The sequence below is a fragment of the Mycetohabitans endofungorum genome, assembly GCF_037477895.1.
Lineage (GTDB): Bacteria > Pseudomonadota > Gammaproteobacteria > Burkholderiales > Burkholderiaceae > Mycetohabitans.
Window position 1 is genome coordinate 466,657 of the sequence record NZ_CP132745.1, and the last position, 21,451, is coordinate 488,107.

The window sequence follows — 21,451 nt, forward strand, 5'->3', positions numbered from 1 at the left end:
ACTGCCTTTTTAAAACCGACTGCGATGAAGGCAAGAAAAGCGAACTGCAAATGCCGGCTAAGTCAGCGAAGGCACGTTGAAAGGCTGAGCCAACCAATCATGGTGCGGCCTCGCTAATCACGAGACCGCGCAATCGGATGAGCCCTATGTATCGGACCGATATCGAAAAACCTTATGCGCTGTGTTGAGATGCCATGCCACCCTCCCAACGAGCCCATTTGACTTATTGCACCAATGTTCATCCTGCACAAAGCTGGCCTGAAGTGCGTGCCACATTGGGCCACTATCTGCCTCAAATCAAGGCGCGTGTCTCGCCCCATGCACCGTTTGGTGTTGGATTATGGCTATCCGAGCTGGCGGCTCGCGAACTAGACGATCCTATCGCGCTCGCGCAATTCAAGGCTTTCTTGCAAACGCATGATTTATATGTGTTCACGCTCAACGGATTCCCCTTTGGTCATTTTCATCAGCAATCTATTAAAGATGCGGTTTATCTACCTGATTGGCGCGACCCGCGGCGGCTTGAATACAGCAATCGGCTAGCCCGCCTGCTGGCTCAACTCTTACCCGCCGATCAAGATATCGAAGGCAGTATCAGCACCGTTGCCGGGGGATTCAAACCGCATCTCGCTGACGATCCTCAGTGCCGGTCCGTGATGGCTAAGCAACTGCTTGAGCATGCAGTGATGCTGCATCGGCTACATCAGGAAACAGGGCGATGTATCACGCTGGCGCTAGAGCCAGAGCCGTGTTGCCTGTTGGAAACCACAACCGAAACCATTACGTTTTTTGAGGAATATCTGCTCAACGCCACCGCGACTGAGCACATTGCAGCCGCATGCGCACTAGACGACGCTGCGGCGCTCGCGTTGATCCGACGTCATTTAGGCGTGTGCATTGACACGTGCCACGCCGCTGTCGAGTTCGAAGATCCGAACGATATGATAAGCCGCTTTAGGCAAGCGAGGATCCGCATTGCCAAGTTGCAACTCAGTGCTGGGCTGCGCGTTCCTCGCCCGTGTGCATCGCATGCACGCGCGCTGCAGCCATTCGCCGAACAGGTGTATTTACATCAAGTGATTGAGCGCCGTACAGCTGAAACCAACACTGAGCTACAGCGCATGATTGATTTGCCTGATGCACTTAGTGCCCTCAATACTGTTCCATCGGTTTATGAGAACACCGATATCGAATGCGAATGGCGTATTCATTTTCATGTGCCTGTATGGGCCAACACCGTGGGACCATTCGAGAGCACGCAAACGTTCTTAAAGACCATGTTGGCAATGCAACGTGATACGCCAATTTCGACTCATCTGGAAGTGGAAACTTATACGTGGCATGCGTTACCGGCTGTCTATCAGCCACATCATACCGAACGTACTCAGTCGAATGGCAGCCTTGTCGAAGCGATCTCGCATGAGTTGCAATGGGTCCAGGAGCAGCTGAAATGATCAACTGGCATGTCGCTTTACGTCTGGGGCGCGTTTCCAACCTGCCCACTGTATGGAGCAATGTCATTGCTGGTGCGGTACTTACTGGCCAGTCCATCCACCCTCTCACTTTGCTATGCTTGTTATTAGCGATGTCGCTGATCTACACCGCTGGTATGTTTCTCAATGACGTATGCGATCGAGCGATCGACGTGATTGAGCGGCCAGAACGACCGATTCCTGCGGGTCAAATCAGTGTTTCGACGGTATCGGTCAGTGGCTTGGCGATGCTCGGTGCGGGCGTACTATTGCTCGCCTCACAAGGAAGTGGTACTTTTGCCAGCGGTGTTATTTTAGCGCATTTGGTTGTACTTTATAACTTGTATCATAAAGATAACCCATTGGGTCCGTTGATCATGGGCCTGTGCCGGATGCTGGTTTATATTATCAGTGCATTAGCTTTCACAAACGGCACCTTATCCCAACCCGCATCGCAAGGCTCGGTTATTTTATTCGCTTACACAGTGGGCCTAACCTACGCTGCTAAGCAGCAGTTCACCGGCTCAATGATTCGTTTTGTGCCCGTGCTTGGACTCGCGGCGCCGCTGGTGTATGCGCTAATGAGTTTGCCGATCCATCGATGGGCATGGGGCTATCTAGGGGCGTTTGCGTGTTGGACAATATGGCATCTTCAGCGTGCGGCCTTTCGCGCTAAGACGTGCGATTTGCGCAGCGCCACAGGCGAACTGATCGCTGGCATGGCATTGATTGACGCATTACTGATTTCGATTCACGGCGCGCCAAGCTGGACAGTGGCAAGCGTGGTTGCTTTTTTTCTGACAATTTTATGGCAGCGGCGTATTGCAGGAAACTAAATTCCAGTCAACCTATGCTCAGTTAGCCTTATCGCCAACCTAATATTAAATTTGGTTATGACAATCGCGAATACGCTTTATGCGGGTTTACTCCAAGCCGCCGAAGCCTGCTCTGCAGAGGATAAGGCAGATCGGGCAAAAAATTGGCTGGCTCGCTACCAACAGATCATCACAAGGCCTGCCTCATGCAGTGATGATCTCGAGCACAGTATCGAGCATCATTTTGCAATAGCACAGCGCCGACTCGCGGGTCTGCCGTCGTTACCCGCTAAGACGCTTGATACATTGCGCGGAGCCGGCGTCATTGCGCCACAGCAATGGAGTATAGGTGATTTTGGTAGAGTGCTGATCCTCTTACATACCTTGTCGTTGCAGCCCAGTGCTGAATATCTTAGCGTTGTCACGCGTCTCTATCGACGTGGCGATAGTACTGAGCAGCAAGCAATATTGCGCAGTTTAATCTTATTGCCCGAACCGCAGCGATGGGTATCGATTGCCGCGGAGGGTTGCCGTAGCAATGTGGCGATTGTCTTTGAAGCGATCGCTTGTGACAATGCGTATCCCGAACGTTTCCTCTGCGAGTTGAATTTTAATCAACTTGTCTTGAAGGCTCTTTTTACCGGCACGTCAATCCGCCGCATTGCTGGACTCAATAAACGACTCACTCCCACATTAAAACGCATGGTTGCCGATTACGCCAGTGAACGGTGCGCTGCAAAACGTCAGATATCTGACGATCTTAACTTCATTCTGCGAGGTATTGAACATGAAAATGTTTGACCCCCATATCCATATGACCTCACGCACCACCGATGATTACCAGGCGATGAGCAACGCGGGCATTACGGTCGTGGTAGAGCCGGCTTTCTGGATGGGACAGCCGCGCACGCATGTCGGCACGTTCGAAGACTATTTCTTATCTTTATTGGGCTGGGAACGTTTCCGGGCCGGCCAGTTTGGCATCCGCCACTTTTGCACGCTGGGCTTGAACCCTAAAGAAACTAATAATTCGGATATTGCTGATGGCGTCATCGCGTTGCTTGAGCGCTATCTTGATAAAGATGGCGTGGTGGCAGTGGGCGAAGTCGGATTCGACGATGAAACACCGGCCGAAGCCCATTATTTTGCCCGTCAAATTGAACTGGCAATCGAACATGACCTGCCTGTGCTGGTGCATACGCCTCATCGAAATAAAAAAGCTGGCACCATTCGCACTCTCGCGCTCATTCGCGAAAGCGGCATTGACCAAAAACGGGTATTGATTGACCACAATACGGAAGAGACACTCCCGCTGGTGCTTGACTCAGGTTGCTGGGCTGGACATTCGATTTACCCACACACCAAGATGGATGAGGCGCGTATGGTCGCGCTGGTTAAGCAGTATGGCAGCGAGCGCATCATCATGAATAGCGCAGCGGACTGGGGCGTCAGCGATCCGTTGAAAGTGCCTAAAACTGCAGCGGCTATGCGTGATGCGGGCATCGCCGAGCATGAAATCGAAACGATCGTTTGGCACAATCCGCTTGCTTTTTTCGCCCAAAGCGCACGGCTTGATATCGCCGAGGCTGAAACGCCGCTGCTGATTGATCAGCGTCATAACTGGGAGGGCAATTCAGTGCTACGCGGACAAACTCCGCAGGTAACCACCACTGAGTAACCGATGCCAAGAATCGGCGTAGTCGGGCGATCTCGTGATCGCCGTCCGCGAGCCGCCCAACCATGAATACGCTAACTTAAGCAAGGTGCTGCTATGCAACGCGTGATCGTCCTGAATGTAGTGGGGTTAAGCGGCCAGCTACTGAAGCATGCGCCTCACTTATCCGCTTTGGCCAAGCGCGGCGCAATGCGTCCTTTAGTCACCGTGACACCAGCTTTGACTTGCCCGGTTCAAGCTACGCTATTGACGGGCCGCTTGCCGCAACAGCATGGCTGCGTCGCCAACGGCTGGTATTCGCGTGAATTGGCAGAACCGCTGTTTTGGAAGCAAAACAATGGATTAGTCGAAGGGGACAAACTCTGGCACGAAGCCAAAGCGCGCAATCCAGACTTCAGTTGTGCGCAGCTATTTTGGTGGTTCAATATGTATGCGGATGTGGACTGGAGCGTCACGCCGCGGCCGATTTATAAGGCGGATGGCCGCAAGATCCCTGACTTCTATACGCAACCGGCCGCATTGCATTCGGAATTGCTATGGCAATTGGGCGAATTCCCGCTATTCCAATTTTGGGGGCCGGCGGCTGGCCTTGCGTCAAGCCGGTGGATCACGGACTGCGCGCTGCACTTGTGTGGCACCCGACAGCCCACATTGACGCTGGTGTACCTTCCCCATTTAGACTACTGCTTGCAAAAGCTTGGGCCAAGTCATCCGGCTATTGCTCGAGAAGTCGCTGCGGTGGATGCACTATGCGGTGAGCTCATCGAGCACGCGGACAGCTACGGCATGCACGTCATCGTTTTGTCGGAATACGGAATCACGCCGGTATCGAGCGATATTCCAATCAATCGCGCGTTGCGTCAAGCCGGCTGGCTCGCAGTACGTGATGAACAGGGGGAAGAGAAGCTCGATTGTGGGGCATCCGAGGCGTTTGCGCTGGCTGATCATCAAGTCGCCCATGTCTATATCCAGCATAACGCGCTAATCGATGAAGTCAAGGCGCTGTTGCAGCGCTTGGACGGCGTCGACACCGTATTGGACAGGGCAGGCCAGCATAGTATAGGACTGGATCATCTACGTGCCGGTGAACTGGTGGCCATCAGCCAGGCTGATCGTTGGTTCAGCTACTATTATTGGCTCGATGACGCGCGTGCGCCTGATTTTGCACGCACAGTGGACATTCATCGCAAACCGGGCTATGACCCAGTAGAGTTATTCATCGACCCCGAGCGGGTCTTTCCCCGCCTACAAATTGGTTGGAAACTTTTTAAACGGCAACTGGGCATGCGTAGCCTGCTTGATGTAATTCCATTGAACCCGCTACTGGTAAAAGGCTCCCACGGACGCCCAACCGACGATATTGAACAAGGCCCGGTCTTGATCAGTTCACATGCCGATAAGCTACCCGCCGCGCCAGTGAAGGCTGAATCAGTACGCGATATTCTTTTGAATCACATCTTTGAGAATAAGTAAGCAAACGCATCGGTTCCGTTACAATAATCAATTGGCTAGCATAGGGAAACGCATGGATCACTGCTTGCGCATTGACAGCCTAGGATACACCATAAATGATCGAAACTTTGCTTGTTTCTATTAGCAGCGTTGCACTTGCCGAAATCGGTGATAAAACGCAACTGCTGTGTTTCGCGCTCGCCGCACGCTATCGCCAACCTTGGCCGATCTTGTTTGGCATGCTGGCCGCCACCCTGGTGAACCATACTGGAGCGAGCGCACTTGGCCAATGGCTGCTATCAGTGCTCGCTCCATCGGCAATGCGCTGGGCACTCGCGCTGTCGTTCATCGCGATGGGCGTATGGGTACTGGTTCCTGGCAAGCTGCGTACGGAACAGGTGCAGCCTACGCATACGAAGCTTGGAATCTTCGGCACTACATTGCTGACATTTTTTTTTGCGGAAATGGGCGATAAGACCCAAATCGCAACCGTCGTATTGGCCGCCCGGTACCACGATCTCCCTAGCGTCATTATCGGCACCACGCTAGGCATGATGTTCGCGAACATGCCAGTTATTTTTCTCGGTAAATGTTTTGCACATCGGCTACCGACGACCGCTGTACGTACGACCGCCGCAATCATGTTCATTGTGTTAGGGGGAATTGTGGCCTGTGACATCGGTACCAGGGGTGGATGATGCGGAACGGCCCAAAAAGCCCGATGTGACGTTGTTCCTCTATTCCTTCCCGCGACTTTAACCATTGAGTGGCAAGCATGCGGAGGCTGGCAGTGATTGTCTGCGCATTGTCCGTTTGCATGCCGACGCCACGGCCCGCTATGAGGGAGCGCGTTTGCGCATTGACGATGAAGCCGCGTCTTTCGTTAGGTGCCGCTTCGGCCCGTTGCAAAGCGGTCATGTCAGCGAACGCCTTCAATATGTAACGGCTAAGTTGTATCTATGGCCAGCCCGAATTTTGCACGTTTATGGCAATTCGACCATAAGTTAAGCGAATTTCATAACTTCAAAACTTATGATAGGAATTTACGCGTACCTTGTTCATCCCCCTTATCGTGGCAAGGCTCTTCGTTCCAAATTTCGAGATTAATAAACATGTTTGAGTTTTCTACTTGTTGAGCCAGTTTTCGAGCCTGATACCGGGATAGCTGGCAAAATCGCCCTCGTTGTTGGTAACGAGAATAACGTCCAGGGCAATCGCGTGTGCGGCGATCAGCTTGTCAAGAGCATCCTTCTTGCGCTCGCTCGTCGCTTTGCGCACAGGCCCGTAGGCCGTTGCTGCGGCAGCGTCGAACGGGGCCACAGGAATATCTTCGATTAGGGCAGCGAGATTGCGGCGCTCGCGAGTTCGGTTCGCAGACACTACGACGCCGTATTCAAGTTCAGCGTAGGTGACTGCGGACATCACCACATCCCCGACGTAGCACTGCGCAAATCGCTTCGCGACTTCTTCAGGCTGATTCTTCATCAGGTAGATGCACATGTTCGTATCGAGCATAAAGCGCGGCATTACAATCCCTCGCGCTCCGCCTGCTCCTGCTCGCCGCGGCCTTCAGCCATGAAATCCGGCCCGAATTTCGCAAACTTCTTGAGCACGCCAGTCAGCGGACGACGCATCGGACGGATACGGATCTCGTCGCCTACGCGCTCAATTTCGATTTCGATATCGCTCCGGTCGTAAGCAAGGTCGGCGGGAATGCGAACGGCTTGCGAGTTGCCATTCTTGAAAACGCGGGTGGTATGCATAGTGGTTCCTGATGTGTGTACTGTGGATGTACTATAGACTATCCACCGCTCTATGTAAATACGCGTATGTACATGGGCGGCGACTGCACTCCATGCCTTAAGCGGATCGTGCGTGGTCATGCCTCGTAACGAGCGCGCCTTGGGCTACTGTTACGAGGATGTTTGCCTCCACGAGCGCAAAAGCCGTCCCGCAAGCTCGGAATTGTCGGCTTTCCTCGGAAACGCCGGCGCCGCGGCCCTCAGCGGGCGTGCGTCACGGCCACCATCGCGTCGGCCGGATACAGCCGCAGCATCACGCGCGCGGCCTCGAGGTTCGTCGTATGCAGCTACTCGTCGTAGTCGGCGGGCCACAGAATCACGACCGCGCTTCTCGTCACCTGGCCGATGCATCCGGCCCATGACAGCGTGGCCGTCGGCGTTGACGGTCAGCATCGTGACGCCGATCACGCACCCGTCGGACGTCTCGTAGCGCTGCCACAGACCCGCTACGGCGAACGGTTCGCGATGGAGTTCTACGGCGGCGTTCCCGAACTGCTGGTGCCCGACAACCCCAAGGCGCTGATCGCCAAAGCCGATCGCTACGAACCGATGCTGGGCAACACTACGCAGGACTTCGTGAACCACTACGCGAGCGCCATGTTGCCGGCGCGGCCGTGCAAACCGCAGGACAAGGCGAAGGTCGAGGTCAACGTACAGATCGTCGAGCGCTGGATCCTCGCGCGGCTTCGCAATCGGCGGCTGTCGCTCGAGTTCACTGACATGGTCAAGCGCCCAATGTATGGCCTCGCCGGCTTCCAACTGCTTCGTACTCGCGTGTTGAATCGGTGCTGACTTATAACGTGAAACTTCACACAAAGTGGGGAAGAGCCAAATTTCAGATGCGCTTGACAACACAGCCGCCGCAATACCGAGGGTGCCTAACCCGATACCCAGCCCTGCTTGCCAACTCAGATGGCCGCTCGGGACAGTTAAAACGCATCAGTACCGGGTTATACGCTCGGTAGTCATTGCCTAGGTGATACGTGCCGCTGATCAGATCGAGACGCTCGCCATTAAAGCCAGGTAAGCGATTGTCGTTGCCTCTGGCAAGGCTATGCCCGCTCGCATCACTGCTGGCCGACCGTTACCGCGCTTTATCAAGGCGGACAATGGCAGCGAACATCTCTAAGGTGCTCGACAAGTGGGCGTATGAGAGAGGCGTAGAGATCGATTTCTCACGTCCCGGCAAACCAACTGATAACGCGAAGAACGAGTCGTCCAACGGGCGCTTGCGTGAGGAATGCCTCAACGCGCATGGGTTCTTGTCGTTCGAGGACGCCAAGCACAAAATCGAGGCCTGGCGCGAGTACTATAATGAGGTGTGTCCCCACTGGGCACCATCACCGGCATCGTGCACCGTGACCGAGTCGATCCGAGCGACGATTGCCGGTCGCGAGCACTCCGCCACGCCACCGTGGTAGACGCGGCACGCCGGCGCGACGATGTTTGAGTGTTGTGCCACGAGCGACGCCAGGTCGAAATCGCGCGCCTTTAACCGCTACCAAGCATGCGGCCGTGAGCTAGTTTACGGTGTTTGATACATGCGGAACCAACAATAATTTAGGGGGTTCATCATTTCATTGCGGGTGGCTTGATCGAACTGGTTGCGCCCGAAGAAGGCCGTAATTTCAGTTCTTGCGTCCTCCCATTGCTGGTTATTGAGTTTCAGTCCAATCCGTAAGTGGATATCGTAGAACACTTCCGCTATGCTGGGTCCATTGCTGCCGTCGAGCAAATGCATCGCACGCTGCCATACCTGCTTTAACAGTGCATCGTTCAACCGCGATGTTTCATCGAGCAGCCCAAGCGCTGCTAGTCCGCGCTGTGCGGGTAGCACGCGCTCAAGGGCGGGTTCGAGCAGCGCAAGCTCATGCGCATGTTGATCTGGAGGTAGCTGCACCATTAACGCGCTCGGCAAGTAGCGTAACGCGCTGCCTAATTGATGATCCGGCAGTGACAGCGTCAAATGCCGCAGATGAGCGAGGTACATTGGCCTTTGTGCCTCTGGCAGCATCGATACTCGATCGGCTAGTGCGCCGATCGGCGCGCCCTGATGCGACGCTGGTAGGCGTTGCATCCATTGAAACAGTGTTTCGTACAATTCAATGATCGTCGCGCTCGCAACATCATAACGATAAGCATAATATTTGGAGGACGGGGACGATAATGAGAATGCGCCTAGCACTTCGGCTAATGCCGTTATCAGTTCCGCCTGTCCAAACGTGTCTAACGCAGGTAGCCGGCTTAAAAGAGCTCGATATTCGCTTTCGATCTGCGGTGCATCAAGCCACACCGGTAGTGCATAACCGTAGATTGGTAGCATCGATGCAACAGCGCCCCAGGTACTGCCCTGCTCAGGGGAGCGTCGTTCGGCGTCTGCATATACGAACCTATACAGATTGCGTTGGTGCTGGAACGGAATCCCCTGTATGGTCCCAATCATGTCTTTTTGTACCTGCAAGCCATGCTTTGGTACACGGCCCGCCGCTTGGAAGATCGCTATGAATACCTCGGGTTTCACTATGTACTGCCTTCTTGCTCGTTGCCACAGCGCCTGAAGCAATTCAGCGCGCAGGGAGCCAGTGCCAATACGCTCAATTTCGGTCAACAACTGTTGTACCGACGTGCGATCCAGCGCACCGGCATGGGAAATGCGTTGGCGACAAAGCCAGCTCAGTCGCCTTTCTTGCAGCGCATGATAGGTCTGGCTGTTCACCGTTGACAGATTACCGATATCGTCGGGCGGCATACAATCGGCCACTTGTTGGAGAATTTCGACTGGCAGATCCTGGTATGTCGTGGGCCGGCTGGCCAACGTGTTAGCCAAAGCACTGCTTGGCGGCTTCAATGGCGGTGGCGCTAACGCGGCAGGTTGCGAGCATGCCTCAACCGTGCAGATATAGGCCGGATAGTTGTTTAAAGTGGTATTGAGATCAAAGTCCATTCGCAAGCTCAGCAAAAAGTCAGATACACACAGCGCAAAGCGATGCTGCGCCGTAAGGTAGATGAAAACGGGCGGATAAACATAATCATGCGCCGCAATCGCTGGATTTTTGGCGGATAACGCGTTATCGGCTAGGGCCTCGGGTCAAACCATAACGGCGTACAGTCGTCGGTTTATTGAGCAGCTGCGCCAGTTCATATTCTTTCACTGGGGGCGCATCAGCCACGCGAGGCGCAATCGTGCGTTTGATTCACCCGCATTGATGACGCACCCGCTTGGCTCCTTTTCCCCATGCCCGTTGCATGGCGTATATGCGGTGCCATCGGGGTAGCATTGCGCGACAATGACCCTGTCTTCCAGGTGCGCCCCGCCGTCGCGGATTGCTCGGTACTGTCCAGACCGATGCAGATGAAGCAGGAATGGTTGGAAGACACGCACTCTCGCATGAGAGAGGCAATACCTGCTGGACCGAAGAACGCTGCCGGTTGCCCAACAGCTATACCTACGACGCCGAAATCGCATTCAGCGTGCAGCGGCGCTTAGCCAGCACCGCGCCATTCACCGCTTGACCAACGCACACGGCATTGTGGCTGGTGTTACAACGGCGCTTCATCTACGTTCAAGACTGCGTCGCACCGGACTTCGAGCGTACACGCTTTCTATCGGCGCTACGCGAGACAGCCAACGTGGAAAACGTCATCAATCAGACGATGACCGGTCCCGGGCGCACGCTGCCGTATCCGCTGTGGCAATTACCATCGCCTGCCACGTCATCGCAGGCTATGCCAGTGCGAGCCCAGCCACCACGGACTACGTCCACGCATGACGCGCCTGCGCACTCAACGCGCGGACCACGTCGTGATGCCGCGTTTCTAAATCAATTCACCCGTGACAATTCCGTTGCCCGACGTATCGGCGAGGCCGCGCGTCGGCACGGGCTCCCATCGTACGGCATCAGCACGGTCAAGCTGCCTCATGCCGGAACGGGATTATCGTCGGACGCGACTTCATGGCCCCGACCGGTTCGACACGGAGCCCAACGGAAACGGGGCTTGCAACCCCACACGGGTACACCGAGTCAATTGCAGCCAGCACATCGCGCGCGGCGGGCGGGCGCCCTTCGTCCCCCACTGAGGTGGCGCGACCCGGTATGTCGATACCGAAATGCAAACGCGAAGTCGCGGTAAAGATCATCACGGTCGGCTTGCCAAGTGCATAGGCAAGATGCACGAATCCGGTGTCCACGCCGACCACGAGTTCCGATGCGTCGATGAACTGCGCACACTCTGTCACCGTGAGCTTGGGCAATACCTGAGCCTGTGGCACACTCGCGGCGATCCGGCATGCTTCGTCGTGCTCCCGTTTCGAGCCCCAGGGTAATAGGACCTGCAGGCCTCGCGCAGTCAAGGCCCGAGCCACATCGATCCAATGCCCAGCCGGCCACTTCTTTACATCGGTCGATGTCGCGTGGAACAGCATGGCACGCCGCCCCGAACCGCCGATCGCCGACAGCGGCAACGCTGGCGGCAGCTTCAGGCCGAAATGCGGGCGTCCCTCGACCGAATAGCCGAGCGCATCGCCGACACTGCGACGCATGGCATACCACGCGTTCGACAACCCCTGCCGATCAAACCGGTCGGTATACGCGAATGCCGCACCTGCCTCGCCGAGGTTCTCGCGGCAGTAGCCATAACGTCGTCGCGACCGAGCGATGAAGGCAATGATTGCGCTTTTGTAGACGCCGTGAATATCGAGCACCAGATCATAGCGCTCGCTGCGCAATGTGCGAATCGACGCGATGATGGCGCGCAGGTCGTCCAGGTTGCACGCTTTCTTAAAGCGTCGCAGCGGCGCGCACAACACGCGGTCGACGCCCGGATTCCATTGAACCACCTCGGCAAACGCCTCGTCCGCCGCCCAATCGATCCGGGCGTCAGGAAAAGCGCGCCGCAGGTCCCACACAACGGGCTGCGCCTGCACAATGTCGCCAAGCGACGTGACTTTGACCACGAGAATACGTTTCATGGGTTATTGCGAGCGAGGCCCTTGTTGTTGCTGCAAAGCATTTTACTGCGTGACTGGAAACAGCGGCGACAGACCCGTCGCGGGCTCACCATGCCGGATCGCGCTGCAGCCAAAAACACAAATTGTTGCACACCACCGGCCATTCGGACTCCAAAATCGAGAGCACCGCCGTGTCACGATAGCTGCCGTCAGCCGCGACTAGGCGATTGCACAAGCTGCCGTCCTGCTTTACACCCAATTGTAGGATCGCCGACCGCACCGCGGTGTTCATATAACGGGTGCGGAATTCGACCGCCATCGCATCAACCGCTCGAGCGCATGGGCGAGCAACAGCAGCTTCGCCTGCGTATTCACCGCGGTACGCTGATACCACGGCGCATACCACGTTGCACCGATTTCAAGCGACAGTGCAGCGTCTCGACGCCCACAACACCCATAGCCGGCGGTCGGTGATGGTCTCCTCCAATGCGTCGACATGGTCGAGGCTGAACAACTCGGGCACGATTGCCTGTCCATTTAACGTCACGGGCTGAATTCAGGGTTCCGTTGCGATTCTCTTGAGCCGCGGTCGAGCGCCGTATGTGAGTCTACCGCTAAAATGGCCCTGCCCCCGCCCAGCCACCGCGCAGGCGGCCTACCGCGAAAGGATGTCATGCGACGCTATAATTTTCTAATTCGGATCATCACGATCGGTATTTTGATGCATCTTTACGTCGGCGTGCGCTTGGTGCCGGCACTGCCAGGCGGCCCCGCCGTGCGCGACGCGGCAGTCGCATGCCTGGGCCTATCCGTCATATTAATCCCGTTCGGAATGCTGGCGCAGGCAATCGAACGGCAACCGCTTTCCGACTGGCTTGCGTGGGCAGGCATGCTGGCGATGGGATTCTTCTCGTCATTGCTTGTGCTCACGTTCGCGCGCGACGTGGCACTGCTCTTCGTGCATGGGCTCGATGCCGCGCTCGCGGCGCACTGGCCGCTTGAGCAATGGCAGCGCGATTCAGCACCCGCCGTGCCCGCACTTGCGCTGCTGGCCTCGTTCGCGGGCTTCGTCAATGCGCGCCGGCGCGCAGGCGTAGTCACTGTCGAAGTCCCAATCGACGGGCTGCCGGACGCATTAGACGGCTTCACAATCGCGCAGCTCAGCGACATTCATGTCGGGCCGACAATCAAGCGCGGCTATGTCGAGACGATCGTCGAGGCGGTCAATGCACTGAGGCCGGACTTGATCGCGATCACCGGGGATATCGTTGATGGCCGCGTCGAGCAACTGGCGCCCCACACCCGGCCGCTGGAGCGGCTACAGGCGCGGCACGGCGTATTCCTGGTCACCGGTAATCACGAATACTACTCCGGTGTGCATGCGTGGATCGACGAGTTCGAGCGGCTGGGCCTAACCGTGCTGATGAACCGGCACGTGGTGATTGACCACGGTACGGCGTGCGTCGTGGTGGCCGGCGTCACGGATTATTCGGCGGGTCACTTCGACGCCACGCATGCCAGCGATCCGGCCGGCGCACTGCGCGGTGCGCCGCCGCACGCCGCCGTGAGGATCCTGCTGGCCCACCAGCCGCGTACCGCATCGGCAGCCATGCCAGCCGGCTACACGCTGCAGTTGTCCGGACACACCCATGGCGGCCAGTTCTTCCCATGGAATTTTTTTGTGCGGCTGCAACAGCCGTTCACCGCCGGCCTGCACCGGCTGTCGCAGCTATGGGTCTACACGAGTCGCGGCACCGGGTATTGGGGGCCACCGAAGCGCATTGGCGCACCGTCAGAGATTACGCTGGTGCGGCTAGTCCCGGCACGCGCCGGCTTACGCGTTCCCGCCCCACCCGGCTCGAGCGTCGCTCGCCAGTGCGCACTACGCTGCTGACACCACCGCGGGGATTTGCGCGTCAACTTGCTGGCTGGCCGGCATCACCGCGTGTGCCACGGCGAAGCGGCGACACGCTCAGCGGCAGTGGATCAGTCGCCTCGGCAGTGGATCAGTCGCCTCGAGCAGTTCACGGCGATCTGTCGCAACGATGATGCCTGGGGGGCCAGTCAGCGGACAGCAATCGATGCGGCGCACTGCTCCAATTCGGGACAATTGTTGCAAAACAGGGCAATTAGCGCATCAGCGCGATGGCGAGACATTCCTCTCATCGGCGATCCGGGTCAACCACCGCTACCTCCTCCCGCCAACGCGCACCGTTGGCACGCTTCTGGCTTTGGCTCGGTGCCGCGCGCGTCGAAGCACGGCACCGAGCCAAAGCCAGTCTATGGATATGTGAGGAGCGCACCCGAGATGAATCACGCTGAAATGCAGTTCCTAACCACGGAATTCCCGTACAAGAAGCAATACGCCAACTTCATCGGCGGTGAATGGGTGGCGCCAGTCGGCGGCGAGTACTTCGACAACATTTCGCCGGTGACCGGCGAGCCGTTCACCGCGGTGCCCCGCTCGCGCGAGGCCGATATCGAACTCGCGCTGGACGCCGCGCATCGTGCCAAGACCGCATGGGGCAACACTTCGCCGACCGAGCGAGCGAACATCCTGAACCGCATCGCTGATCGCCTGGAAGCCAACCTGACGCGCATAGCCGTCGCTGAGACGATCGACAACGGCAAGCCGCTGCGTGAAACGATGGCTGCCGACATCCCGCTGGCGATCGATCACTTTCGCTACTTCGCCGGCTGTCTGCGCGCACAGGAAGGCTCGGTGTGCGAAATTGACCACGATACCGTCGCGTATCATTTTCATGAGCCCCTGGGCGTGGTCGGCCAGATCATTCCATGGAATTTCCCGATCCTGATGGCCGTGTGGAAGGTCGCGCCGGCACTGGCCGCCGGCAATTGTGTCGTGCTCAAGCCGGCGGAGCAAACACCCGCGTCCATCCTGGTCGTGATGGAGCTGATCCGAGACCTGCTGCCGCCGGGCGTGCTGAACATTGTCAACGGTTTCGGTCTCGAAGCAGGCAAGCCCCTGGCGTCGAATAAACGAATCGCCAAGATCGCATTCACCGGCGAGACCACCACCGGCCGGCTAATCATGCAGTATGCGAGCCAGAACATCATCCCGGTGACGCTGGAACTGGGCGGCAAAAGTCCGAACATCTTCTTTGCCGACGTGATGGATCACGACGACAGCTACTTCGACAAGGCGCTCGAAGGCTTCACCATGTTTGCGCTCAACCAGGGCGAGGTCTGCACTTGCCCGTCGCGCGTGCTAATCGACGAGAAGATTTATGACCGGTTTATTGAACGCGCGCTCAAGCGCGTCGCTGCGATCACGCAGGGGCATCCGCTGGATCCGAAAACGATGGTCGGTGCGCAGGCCTCGCGCGAGCAACTCGAGAAAATCCTATCCTACATCGACCTGGGCAAGCAGGAAGGCGCGCAATGTCTGATTGGCGGCGAGCGCAATGCCCAAACCGGCGAACTTGCCAACGGCTACTACGTGAAGCCGACCGTGTTCCGCGGCCACAATAAGATGCGCATCTTCCAGGAGGAGATCTTCGGGCCGGTCGTCTCCGTCACGACGTTCAAGACCGAAGACGAGGCACTGGACATCGCCAACGATACTTTGTACGGACTGGGCGCCGGCGTTTGGACTCGCGATGGCACACGCGCGTACCGCTTCGGCCGCCAGATCCAGGCCGGACGCGTCTGGACCAATTGCTATCATGCGTACCCCGCACACGCGGCGTTCGGCGGGTACAAGCAATCAGGCATCGGCCGCGAAACGCATAAGATGATGCTTGATCACTATCAGCAGACAAAAAACCTGCTCGTCAGCTATAGCGACAAGCCGCTGGGCTTGTTCTGACGATGACATCCGATTCTCGCTGCGAGCCAGTGCCGCGCGTCGTCGCGACGCCGGCGGCACTCGCAGTGATTGAGTCGCTGCGCCAGGAGCACGGCGCGCTGATCTTCCATCAGTCCGGGGGCTGCTGCGACGGCAGCGCGCCCATGTGCTTTCCTGCCGGCGAGTTCCTGATCGGCGACTCGGACGTGCGGCTCGGCGAGATCGGCGGCGCGCCGTTCTACATGAGCGCCGCACAGTTCGAGTATTGGCAGCATACGCAGCTCACGATCGACGTAGTGCCGGGCAACGGCGGCATGTTCTCCGTCGAAAGACCGACCGGCCTGCGCTTTCTGACGCGCTCCAGGCTCTATACTAACGAGGAGAACGCGTGGTTGGAACGGCATCCGGTCCAGCGCGCGCCATGTACCTGGTAGCGGCGGCAAACCGCGGTCCGACGTGCCGTCATCCCGAGATGGAAAAACGGCCCCGCAGGGCCGCCCTCGAAACGACTGACGGATGATCCGTCCTCTGCTGCGCCCGGCCGGGTACCCGACCCGGGTCACGCGCGCCGCAGCACGCCTGCCGTCACCGCGGTCGCATTTATTAGGCGAGCAGGCACGATTCCCGCAACAACCATTTTTGCCGCAGGCCATTCGACGCACTCGGGCACGCGGCACATTCAGATCGTTGCTGGCAAGGCAACGCACCGATCGTTCCATCGCTGCGCCAGTAAGCGTGTAGCATGGAAGTATGGGGTGGCGTGGACACACGCGGGTCGCATGCGTGACAGCGACCGAAAACGGCAGTATTTAGATGGAGGCTTGTAGCAGGATGGACATCCTCGAACTGGCAAAGCAATCCGGCTTTTTCGTGACGCTAGACGGTAAGATTGGGCGTGAGCAATATCAAAGCGTGCACGGCTCGGTCACCGCCCTACAACGCTTCGCGGAAGCGGTGCGCACTGAAGCGGATCATGAGCGGCACGGAAAATGCGCGGCGACGCCCCAACGGGGGACACGCCAAACCGGGTGACACGGCGCGCGACAGCCCGAGCGCGGGCACGGAACATGGAGACCGGCACGCACAGATGTCTCGGGGCGGGCGGCCTGGCCTACCGCGCAACACGTGTGCGTCGGGTCATCAAGCACGGCGGCGCCGGCGGGCACCGGCGCAGGGTTCCCTTTATCTTTATATTGATAGCGCGCTGGCACTCCAGCGTGCTCAGCCGCGCGAAAGGCGGCTCCCCTCTATCCCTGTTGCACAGAAACCACTGCCGCCAGTACCCCGCCGATCAACGAGCCAGCGACCGGCACCCACGCGTAGCCCCAGTCGCTATCGCGTTTGCCCGGTATGGGCAGCAGTGCATGCATAATCCGCGGACTCAGGTCCCGCGCCGGGTTCATCGCATAGCCGGTTGTGCCGCCAAGCGACACACCGATGCCCAGCACCACCAATGCGACCGGCAGCGCATTGATCGCGCCCAGGCCCACAGACGGCGCGGCCATGTGCAGCACCGCGTACACGAGCACGAAGGTGGCGACGATCTCTGAGGTGAGGTTGCCCAGCGTATTGCGAATCGCCGGGCCCGTGCAGAACACCGCGAGCTTTGTGTCCGGGCCATCCGTCGACTCGAAGTGCTTACGATAGACGAGCCAGACTACGAACGCACCGAACATGCCGCCGAGCATCTGCGCAGCTGCATAGGCCGGCACCTTGGCCCACACGAACTTGCCAGCGACGGCGAGCGCCACAGACACGGCCGGGTTCAAGTGCGCGCCGCTATAGGCAGCCGAGCAGAGGACACCCACGAATACAGCCATTGCCCAGCCTATCGTGATCACGATCAGCCCGCTATTGTGACCCTTCGTGCGCCCCAGAATCACATTGGCGACGACGCCGTCGCCGAGCAATACCAACAGGGCGGTCCCGATGAATTCCGCGATCAACGCATTGGTCATGATCATCTCCGTTGTCGTCAATCAGGCCGCCGCCCACAGCATCGCGGCGGACACCGCGCGCTGCCAGCCGGCCCTGTGCCGCGCCATCTCCTCCGAATCCAGCGCCGGCGTGAAGCGCCGGTCCAGCTGCCACTGGTCGCGGACCTCATCGAGGCCGTCCCAGTATCCGGTCGCCAACCCCGCCAGGTAGGCAGCGCCGAGCGCGGTGGTCTCCGTCACGCGCGGGCGCACCACGTCCACGCCGAGGAGGTCCGCCTGGAATTGAATCAACAAATTGTTCTCGACCGCACCCCCATCGACGCGCAGCTCGGTGATCGGCTGGCCTGCATCGGCCTCCATTGCCTTGAGCACGTCAAACGATTGATGAGCAATGCTGTCCAGCGCGGCGCGGGCAATGTGCGCGGCCGTAGTACCCCGCGTGGCACCGAACAATGTGCCGCGTGCGTGCGGATTCCAATGCGGCGCGCCCAGGCCCGCGAAGGCTGGCACCAGGAACACGCCATCGCTGTGCGGCACGGAGGCGGCCAGCGCCTCAATATCGGCTGCCTGCTTAATGATCCCCAACCCGTCGCGCAGCCATTGCACCACGGCGCCGCCGATGAAGATACTGCCCTCCAGCGCGTAGGTGGTCTTGCCGTCGATTTGCCAGGCAATCGTCGTCACGAGGTTGTTGCGCGACTCAATCGGCTTGTCGCCGGTGTTCATCACCAGGAAGCAGCCCGTGCCGTACGTATTCTTGACCATGCCGGGCGTGGTGCACATTTGCCCGAACAGCGCGGCATGCTGATCGCCCGCCACGCCAGCGATCGGGATCCGCGACGCAAACACAGTGGTCTTCGTAGCGTCGTACAGCCCCGAGGACGGCTTGACCTGCGGCATCATGCTGCGCGGGATGTCCAGTTCAGCTAGCAGTTCGTCGTCCCAGTCCAGCGTATGGATATTGAACAGCATCGTGCGGGACGCATTGGTCACGTCCGTCGCGTGCGTATTGTGACGCGTGAAATTCCAAATCAGCCAGCTATCAACCGTGCCAAACGCGAGTTTGCCCTGCTTAGCACGCTCGCGCGCACCAGCGACGTTGTCCAGGATCCAGCGGATCTTCGTCGCGGAGAAATAAGCATCGATCGGCAAGCCGGTCTTCGCGCGAACCGTGCCCTCAAGTCCGCGTGCCTTAAGCTCGGCACAAAAATCGGCGGTGCGCCGGTCCTGCCAGACGATAGCGTTATAAACCGGCAGCCCGGTATCGCGGTCCCATACAATTGTCGTCTCGCGTTGATTTGTGATGCCCAATGCGTGGATCGACCCACCGTTCAGCCCCGCGCGCACGACGGCTTCGGCGGCGACACCTGCCTGGGTCGACCAGATTTCCTGCGGATTGTGCTCAACCCAGCCGGGTTGAGGATAGATCTGGCGGAATTCCTTTTGAGCAGTCGATACGATATTGCCCCCGCGGTCGAACACGATCGCGCGCGAGCTGGTGGTGCCCTGGTCCAGCGCCAGGACGTACTTGCCTTCCATGACTGTCTCCGTCGGTTTGGCCGTTGTTGAACGCTGCACCGTCTGTACAGTGCAGTGCCGCGCGAGGCGAGGCAGTCCGGCCATCATGTTCTTTTTTGAACATTCAATCCCGTCATTACGCCCACTACATCGCTGCGCGAAATTTAATGTTCTAATTCGCAAATGTAAAGTCCGTTTTCGAACATATTCGGGAAAACCCTTGGTTGACAACGCCTAATTTAGATTAAAGTGTCAATTCTATCTGGAAACACACGTGCATACCGCGCACGCGGCGTGACACGCCTCACTGGCGCACATCCCATCGCACCGCGTCCGATATCGGGATGCGGTGCCAACGTTCAGGCCGCTATCATCCGGCTGCGCTCGTGCAACGACACGCCGTGCAGTTGAACAAGCTTTTCCCGCAGCACGCGGCCGATTCCGCCGGGCCCGGCCGGTCCATATCGTCGTGTGTGCACGCGATGTCATAGGTCTCCATCTTCCCCAGCACATAGGGGCGCCAGGCGTCAAGCGCGATGCGCTCCCCCTGCTGCTCGAGCTGCGTCGCCATGCTGTGCGCGATATTGCCCCGCCCAGTGACCACCCCAGCAAGTAGTATGGCCCGTCTGGCTGGATGCGCCGCATCTGCTGGATGTAGTCGAACGCCATCGCGTCGATGCTCGTGGCCAACAACGAAGGATCGTCGAAGCCCCGGGCCTGAATGCCATAGACCGGCTGCTCGGGCGGCAGGTGTGAAGCCAGGCTCCGGTAGTGCCAACTGAGCCCGCTGACAGGATGGATGCAAAAAATGGGGCACGCTTAGCCGGCACCCGAATCGGCACCCGCACCGGGAAGAACTCATACGGCGCGGCCGAGGGCGCAAGCACGGCCTTGCTCAGTGCCGCGATGCTCGGCCGGCTGAATAGCTCATGCACCGGGATGGTCACGCCCAACGCAGCACGACAACGTTGCGTCATTTATAGGGCCAGCAACAAATGCCCACCGAGTGCGAAGAAATCATCGTGACCCCGATACGCCGCACGCTGAGCAATTCAGCCCATAGGGCGGCGAGCGCAGCTTCGAAATCGCCCTGAGGCGCCTCATAGTTCTGCAGCACGAAAGCGTCGCTGTCGGGCGCCAGCAACGCCCGCCGGTCGATTTTGCCGTTCGGCGTAAAGGCAAACGCGTCGAGCCTCAAAAATGCGCTTGGTACCATATAGTCCAGCAACGCGCCTGCCACATGCGCGCGCAGGCACCACGCTGCGCACGACCGACAGTGCGGTCAACCGCGAGCATTTCGGCTCATCCTCGGCGCGCCAACTTATCCCGCGTGTGCCGGACCACTCCATTACCATGTTAGACAAAGGATTTCTGGCAACCCAGCTGCTGTGCAACCTGGTCTCGGGCGCAAAGAACCGGCATTTCATCATGCCGGCAAGTCCAATACGCGTTGGGAGGTGCTCAGCGGCGAGCCCGGCGATCAAATAGTGCGCATGCGCGTGGTCGACGGCGGGTATGACTCACCTCCCTGAGTGATCGACAGCGTTTCAAAACAGCAGACCATCGTCTGCTGCTACGAACGTCGCTGGCAGATTGAGACCAGCTACCGTGAATGGAAACAGTCGATGCTGGGTAGGGAGTTGACCCTTCGCAGTCAGACCGTCGAGGGCGTCTACCAGGAGTTCTGGGGCGCTCTGATTGCCTACAACCTGATTCGTCTCGAGATGGCCAAGGCTGCGCTCCAGGCCCGGCATGCTCCCGAGGAACTGAGCTTCGTGCGCGCATTGCATACGGTCCAATACGAAATGACATGGGCGGCGGTGACGCCGCTCGTACAGCAAACTCCCAGCGCTGCTCGCTCGCCTGCGCAAACGGTTCAAGCAGCTTCCCAACGAAAAACGGCCCGGGCGCAGTTGCGCTCGGGCCGTCAAGTCCAGACCTTTCCACTACACCGTTCGATACCTGACTCGAGGACCTTAACTGAACGGCATTACGCCCGCAAGCCGGTATTCTCCAAACGCTTG

At 58.4% G+C, this 21,451-nt stretch carries 19 protein-coding genes and 4 pseudogenes; 13 read left to right on the forward strand and 10 right to left on the reverse strand.

All coding sequences use genetic code 11. The features are described from left to right. Nucleotides 1-275 precede the first annotated feature (275 nt). From eboE to RA167_RS14275, 6 genes are all read left to right on the forward strand, one after another. Entirely contained in the window at nucleotides 276-1,454 is a 1,179-nt protein-coding gene (gene eboE, locus RA167_RS14250) for a metabolite traffic protein EboE (protein WP_237574401.1), read from the forward strand. Further along, nucleotides 1,451-2,308, forward strand: a complete 858-nt coding sequence (locus RA167_RS14255) for a UbiA family prenyltransferase (protein ID WP_175972485.1) — start codon at nucleotides 1,451-1,453, stop codon at nucleotides 2,306-2,308. Before eboE ends, RA167_RS14255 begins: the two co-directional genes overlap by 4 nt. Nucleotides 2,309-2,365: 57 nt before the next feature. After that, entirely contained in the window at nucleotides 2,366-3,088 is a 723-nt protein-coding gene (locus RA167_RS14260) for an EboA domain-containing protein (protein ID WP_139337202.1), read from the forward strand. Then, nucleotides 3,075-3,965, forward strand: a complete 891-nt coding sequence (locus RA167_RS14265; protein ID WP_076788251.1) for a TatD family hydrolase — start codon at nucleotides 3,075-3,077, stop codon at nucleotides 3,963-3,965. Before RA167_RS14260 ends, RA167_RS14265 begins: the two co-directional genes overlap by 14 nt. Nucleotides 3,966-4,058: 93 nt before the next feature. Then, nucleotides 4,059-5,435: an alkaline phosphatase family protein gene (locus RA167_RS14270; protein ID WP_076788253.1), complete on the forward strand. Its 1,377-nt coding sequence runs from the start codon at nucleotides 4,059-4,061 to the stop codon at nucleotides 5,433-5,435. A 95-nt stretch (nucleotides 5,436-5,530) separates the two neighbouring features. Further along, nucleotides 5,531-6,112 (forward strand): TMEM165/GDT1 family protein, encoded by a 582-nt coding sequence (locus RA167_RS14275; RefSeq protein ID WP_076788254.1) that lies wholly within the window; start codon nucleotides 5,531-5,533, stop codon nucleotides 6,110-6,112. Between the two features lie 427 nt (nucleotides 6,113-6,539). Here RA167_RS14275 and RA167_RS14280 read toward each other — a convergent pair whose 3' ends face one another. Both RA167_RS14280 and vapB read right to left on the reverse strand, forming a co-directional pair. Further along, nucleotides 6,540-6,941 (reverse strand): type II toxin-antitoxin system VapC family toxin, encoded by a 402-nt coding sequence (locus RA167_RS14280; RefSeq protein WP_076788258.1) that lies wholly within the window; start codon nucleotides 6,939-6,941, stop codon nucleotides 6,540-6,542. Then, nucleotides 6,941-7,177, reverse strand: coding sequence for a type II toxin-antitoxin system VapB family antitoxin (gene vapB, locus RA167_RS14285; protein ID WP_076788259.1), 237 nt, complete (start codon nucleotides 7,175-7,177; stop codon nucleotides 6,941-6,943). Before vapB ends, RA167_RS14280 begins: the two co-directional genes overlap by 1 nt. 501 nt (nucleotides 7,178-7,678) lie before the next feature. Here vapB and RA167_RS14290 point away from each other — a divergent pair. Together RA167_RS14290 and RA167_RS14295 are read left to right on the forward strand one after the other, a co-directional pair. Continuing rightward, nucleotides 7,679-7,915 (forward strand): annotated as a pseudogene (locus tag RA167_RS14290) (IS21 family transposase); the annotation flags it as partial. 385 nt (nucleotides 7,916-8,300) lie between these two features. Continuing rightward, nucleotides 8,301-8,637 (forward strand): annotated as a pseudogene (locus RA167_RS14295) (integrase core domain-containing protein); the annotation flags it as partial. A gap of 104 nt (nucleotides 8,638-8,741) precedes the next feature. Here the strand turns inward: RA167_RS14295 and RA167_RS14300 are convergent. From RA167_RS14300 to RA167_RS15735, 3 genes are all read right to left on the reverse strand, one after another. Continuing rightward, a complete protein-coding gene (locus RA167_RS14300) occupies nucleotides 8,742-10,160 on the reverse strand; it encodes an F-box protein (protein WP_237574402.1) in 1,419 nt (472 codons plus the stop codon). 963 nt (nucleotides 10,161-11,123) lie between these two features. Continuing rightward, nucleotides 11,124-12,185 (reverse strand): lipopolysaccharide heptosyltransferase I, encoded by a 1,062-nt coding sequence (gene waaC, locus RA167_RS14305; RefSeq protein WP_076788261.1) that lies wholly within the window; start codon nucleotides 12,183-12,185, stop codon nucleotides 11,124-11,126. 85 nt (nucleotides 12,186-12,270) lie between these two features. After that, entirely contained in the window at nucleotides 12,271-12,483 is a 213-nt protein-coding gene (locus RA167_RS15735) for a hypothetical protein (protein WP_422393164.1), read from the reverse strand. 354 nt (nucleotides 12,484-12,837) lie between these two features. On the opposite strand from RA167_RS15735, the gene RA167_RS14315 reads away from it, so the two are divergent. From RA167_RS14315 to RA167_RS14330, 4 genes are all read left to right on the forward strand, one after another. Beyond that, a complete protein-coding gene (locus RA167_RS14315; RefSeq protein ID WP_076788262.1) occupies nucleotides 12,838-14,058 on the forward strand; it encodes a metallophosphoesterase in 1,221 nt (406 codons plus the stop codon). Between the two features lie 414 nt (nucleotides 14,059-14,472). Continuing rightward, complete coding sequence (gene adh / locus RA167_RS14320; protein WP_076788670.1) at nucleotides 14,473-15,993, forward strand: aldehyde dehydrogenase; 1,521 nt, start codon at nucleotides 14,473-14,475, stop codon at nucleotides 15,991-15,993. Between the two features lie 2 nt (nucleotides 15,994-15,995). Beyond that, a complete protein-coding gene (locus RA167_RS14325) occupies nucleotides 15,996-16,406 on the forward strand; it encodes a DUF779 domain-containing protein (RefSeq protein ID WP_076788264.1) in 411 nt (136 codons plus the stop codon). A gap of 397 nt (nucleotides 16,407-16,803) precedes the next feature. Continuing rightward, a complete protein-coding gene (locus RA167_RS14330) occupies nucleotides 16,804-17,004 on the forward strand; it encodes a hypothetical protein (RefSeq protein ID WP_076788266.1) in 201 nt (66 codons plus the stop codon). 215 nt (nucleotides 17,005-17,219) lie between these two features. On the opposite strand, the gene RA167_RS14335 is transcribed toward RA167_RS14330, so the two are convergent. The 5 genes and pseudogenes from RA167_RS14335 to RA167_RS14355 all read right to left on the reverse strand — a co-directional run bounded on the left by RA167_RS14335 (nucleotide 17,220) and on the right by RA167_RS14355 (nucleotide 20,667). After that, the gene (locus RA167_RS14335; RefSeq protein WP_076788672.1) at nucleotides 17,220-17,930 is read right to left on the reverse strand and encodes an MIP/aquaporin family protein; all 711 of its coding nucleotides are present in this window, start codon (nucleotides 17,928-17,930) and stop codon (nucleotides 17,220-17,222) included. Between the two features lie 21 nt (nucleotides 17,931-17,951). After that, nucleotides 17,952-19,448, reverse strand: coding sequence for a glycerol kinase GlpK (gene glpK, locus RA167_RS14340; RefSeq protein ID WP_076788673.1), 1,497 nt, complete (start codon nucleotides 19,446-19,448; stop codon nucleotides 17,952-17,954). Nucleotides 19,449-19,797: 349 nt separating this feature from the next. Continuing rightward, nucleotides 19,798-19,998: a hypothetical protein gene (locus RA167_RS14345; protein ID WP_237574403.1), complete on the reverse strand. Its 201-nt coding sequence runs from the start codon at nucleotides 19,996-19,998 to the stop codon at nucleotides 19,798-19,800. 71 nt (nucleotides 19,999-20,069) lie between these two features. After that, nucleotides 20,070-20,237: pseudogene (locus tag RA167_RS14350) on the reverse strand (thioesterase domain-containing protein); the annotation flags it as partial. A gap of 163 nt (nucleotides 20,238-20,400) precedes the next feature. Continuing rightward, nucleotides 20,401-20,667 (reverse strand): hypothetical protein, encoded by a 267-nt coding sequence (locus tag RA167_RS14355; RefSeq protein ID WP_237574405.1) that lies wholly within the window; start codon nucleotides 20,665-20,667, stop codon nucleotides 20,401-20,403. Nucleotides 20,668-20,669: 2 nt separating this feature from the next. Here RA167_RS14355 and RA167_RS14360 point away from each other — a divergent pair. Next, nucleotides 20,670-21,407, forward strand: a pseudogene (locus tag RA167_RS14360) (transposase); the annotation flags it as partial. Nucleotides 21,408-21,451 lie beyond the last annotated feature (44 nt).

What these genes read in the sequence shown, in the direction of transcription:
- glpK (WP_076788673.1), bottom strand. Translation starts at nt 19,448, where the DNA reads ATGGAAGGCAAGTACGTCCTGGCGCTGGACCAGGGCACCACCAGCTCG.
- RA167_RS14315 (WP_076788262.1), top strand. Translation starts at nt 12,838, where the DNA reads ATGCGACGCTATAATTTTCTAATTCGGATCATCACGATCGGTATTTTG.
- RA167_RS15735 (WP_422393164.1), bottom strand. Translation starts at nt 12,483, where the DNA reads ATGGCGGTCGAATTCCGCACCCGTTATATGAACACCGCGGTGCGGTCG.
- RA167_RS14275 (WP_076788254.1), top strand. Translation starts at nt 5,531, where the DNA reads ATGATCGAAACTTTGCTTGTTTCTATTAGCAGCGTTGCACTTGCCGAA.
- RA167_RS14335 (WP_076788672.1), bottom strand. Translation starts at nt 17,930, where the DNA reads ATGACCAATGCGTTGATCGCGGAATTCATCGGGACCGCCCTGTTGGTA.
- RA167_RS14330 (WP_076788266.1), top strand. Translation starts at nt 16,804, where the DNA reads ATGGACATCCTCGAACTGGCAAAGCAATCCGGCTTTTTCGTGACGCTA.
- RA167_RS14345 (WP_237574403.1), bottom strand. Translation starts at nt 19,998, where the DNA reads ATGGCGACGCAGCTCGAGCAGCAGGGGGAGCGCATCGCGCTTGACGCC.
- vapB (WP_076788259.1), bottom strand. Translation starts at nt 7,177, where the DNA reads ATGCATACCACCCGCGTTTTCAAGAATGGCAACTCGCAAGCCGTTCGC.
- adh (WP_076788670.1), top strand. Translation starts at nt 14,473, where the DNA reads ATGAATCACGCTGAAATGCAGTTCCTAACCACGGAATTCCCGTACAAG.
- RA167_RS14300 (WP_237574402.1), bottom strand. Translation starts at nt 10,160, where the DNA reads ATGGACTTTGATCTCAATACCACTTTAAACAACTATCCGGCCTATATC.
- RA167_RS14255 (WP_175972485.1), top strand. Translation starts at nt 1,451, where the DNA reads ATGATCAACTGGCATGTCGCTTTACGTCTGGGGCGCGTTTCCAACCTG.
- RA167_RS14270 (WP_076788253.1), top strand. Translation starts at nt 4,059, where the DNA reads ATGCAACGCGTGATCGTCCTGAATGTAGTGGGGTTAAGCGGCCAGCTA.
- RA167_RS14260 (WP_139337202.1), top strand. Translation starts at nt 2,366, where the DNA reads ATGACAATCGCGAATACGCTTTATGCGGGTTTACTCCAAGCCGCCGAA.
- RA167_RS14265 (WP_076788251.1), top strand. Translation starts at nt 3,075, where the DNA reads ATGAAAATGTTTGACCCCCATATCCATATGACCTCACGCACCACCGAT.
- RA167_RS14325 (WP_076788264.1), top strand. Translation starts at nt 15,996, where the DNA reads ATGACATCCGATTCTCGCTGCGAGCCAGTGCCGCGCGTCGTCGCGACG.
- RA167_RS14280 (WP_076788258.1), bottom strand. Translation starts at nt 6,941, where the DNA reads ATGCCGCGCTTTATGCTCGATACGAACATGTGCATCTACCTGATGAAG.
- waaC (WP_076788261.1), bottom strand. Translation starts at nt 12,185, where the DNA reads ATGAAACGTATTCTCGTGGTCAAAGTCACGTCGCTTGGCGACATTGTG.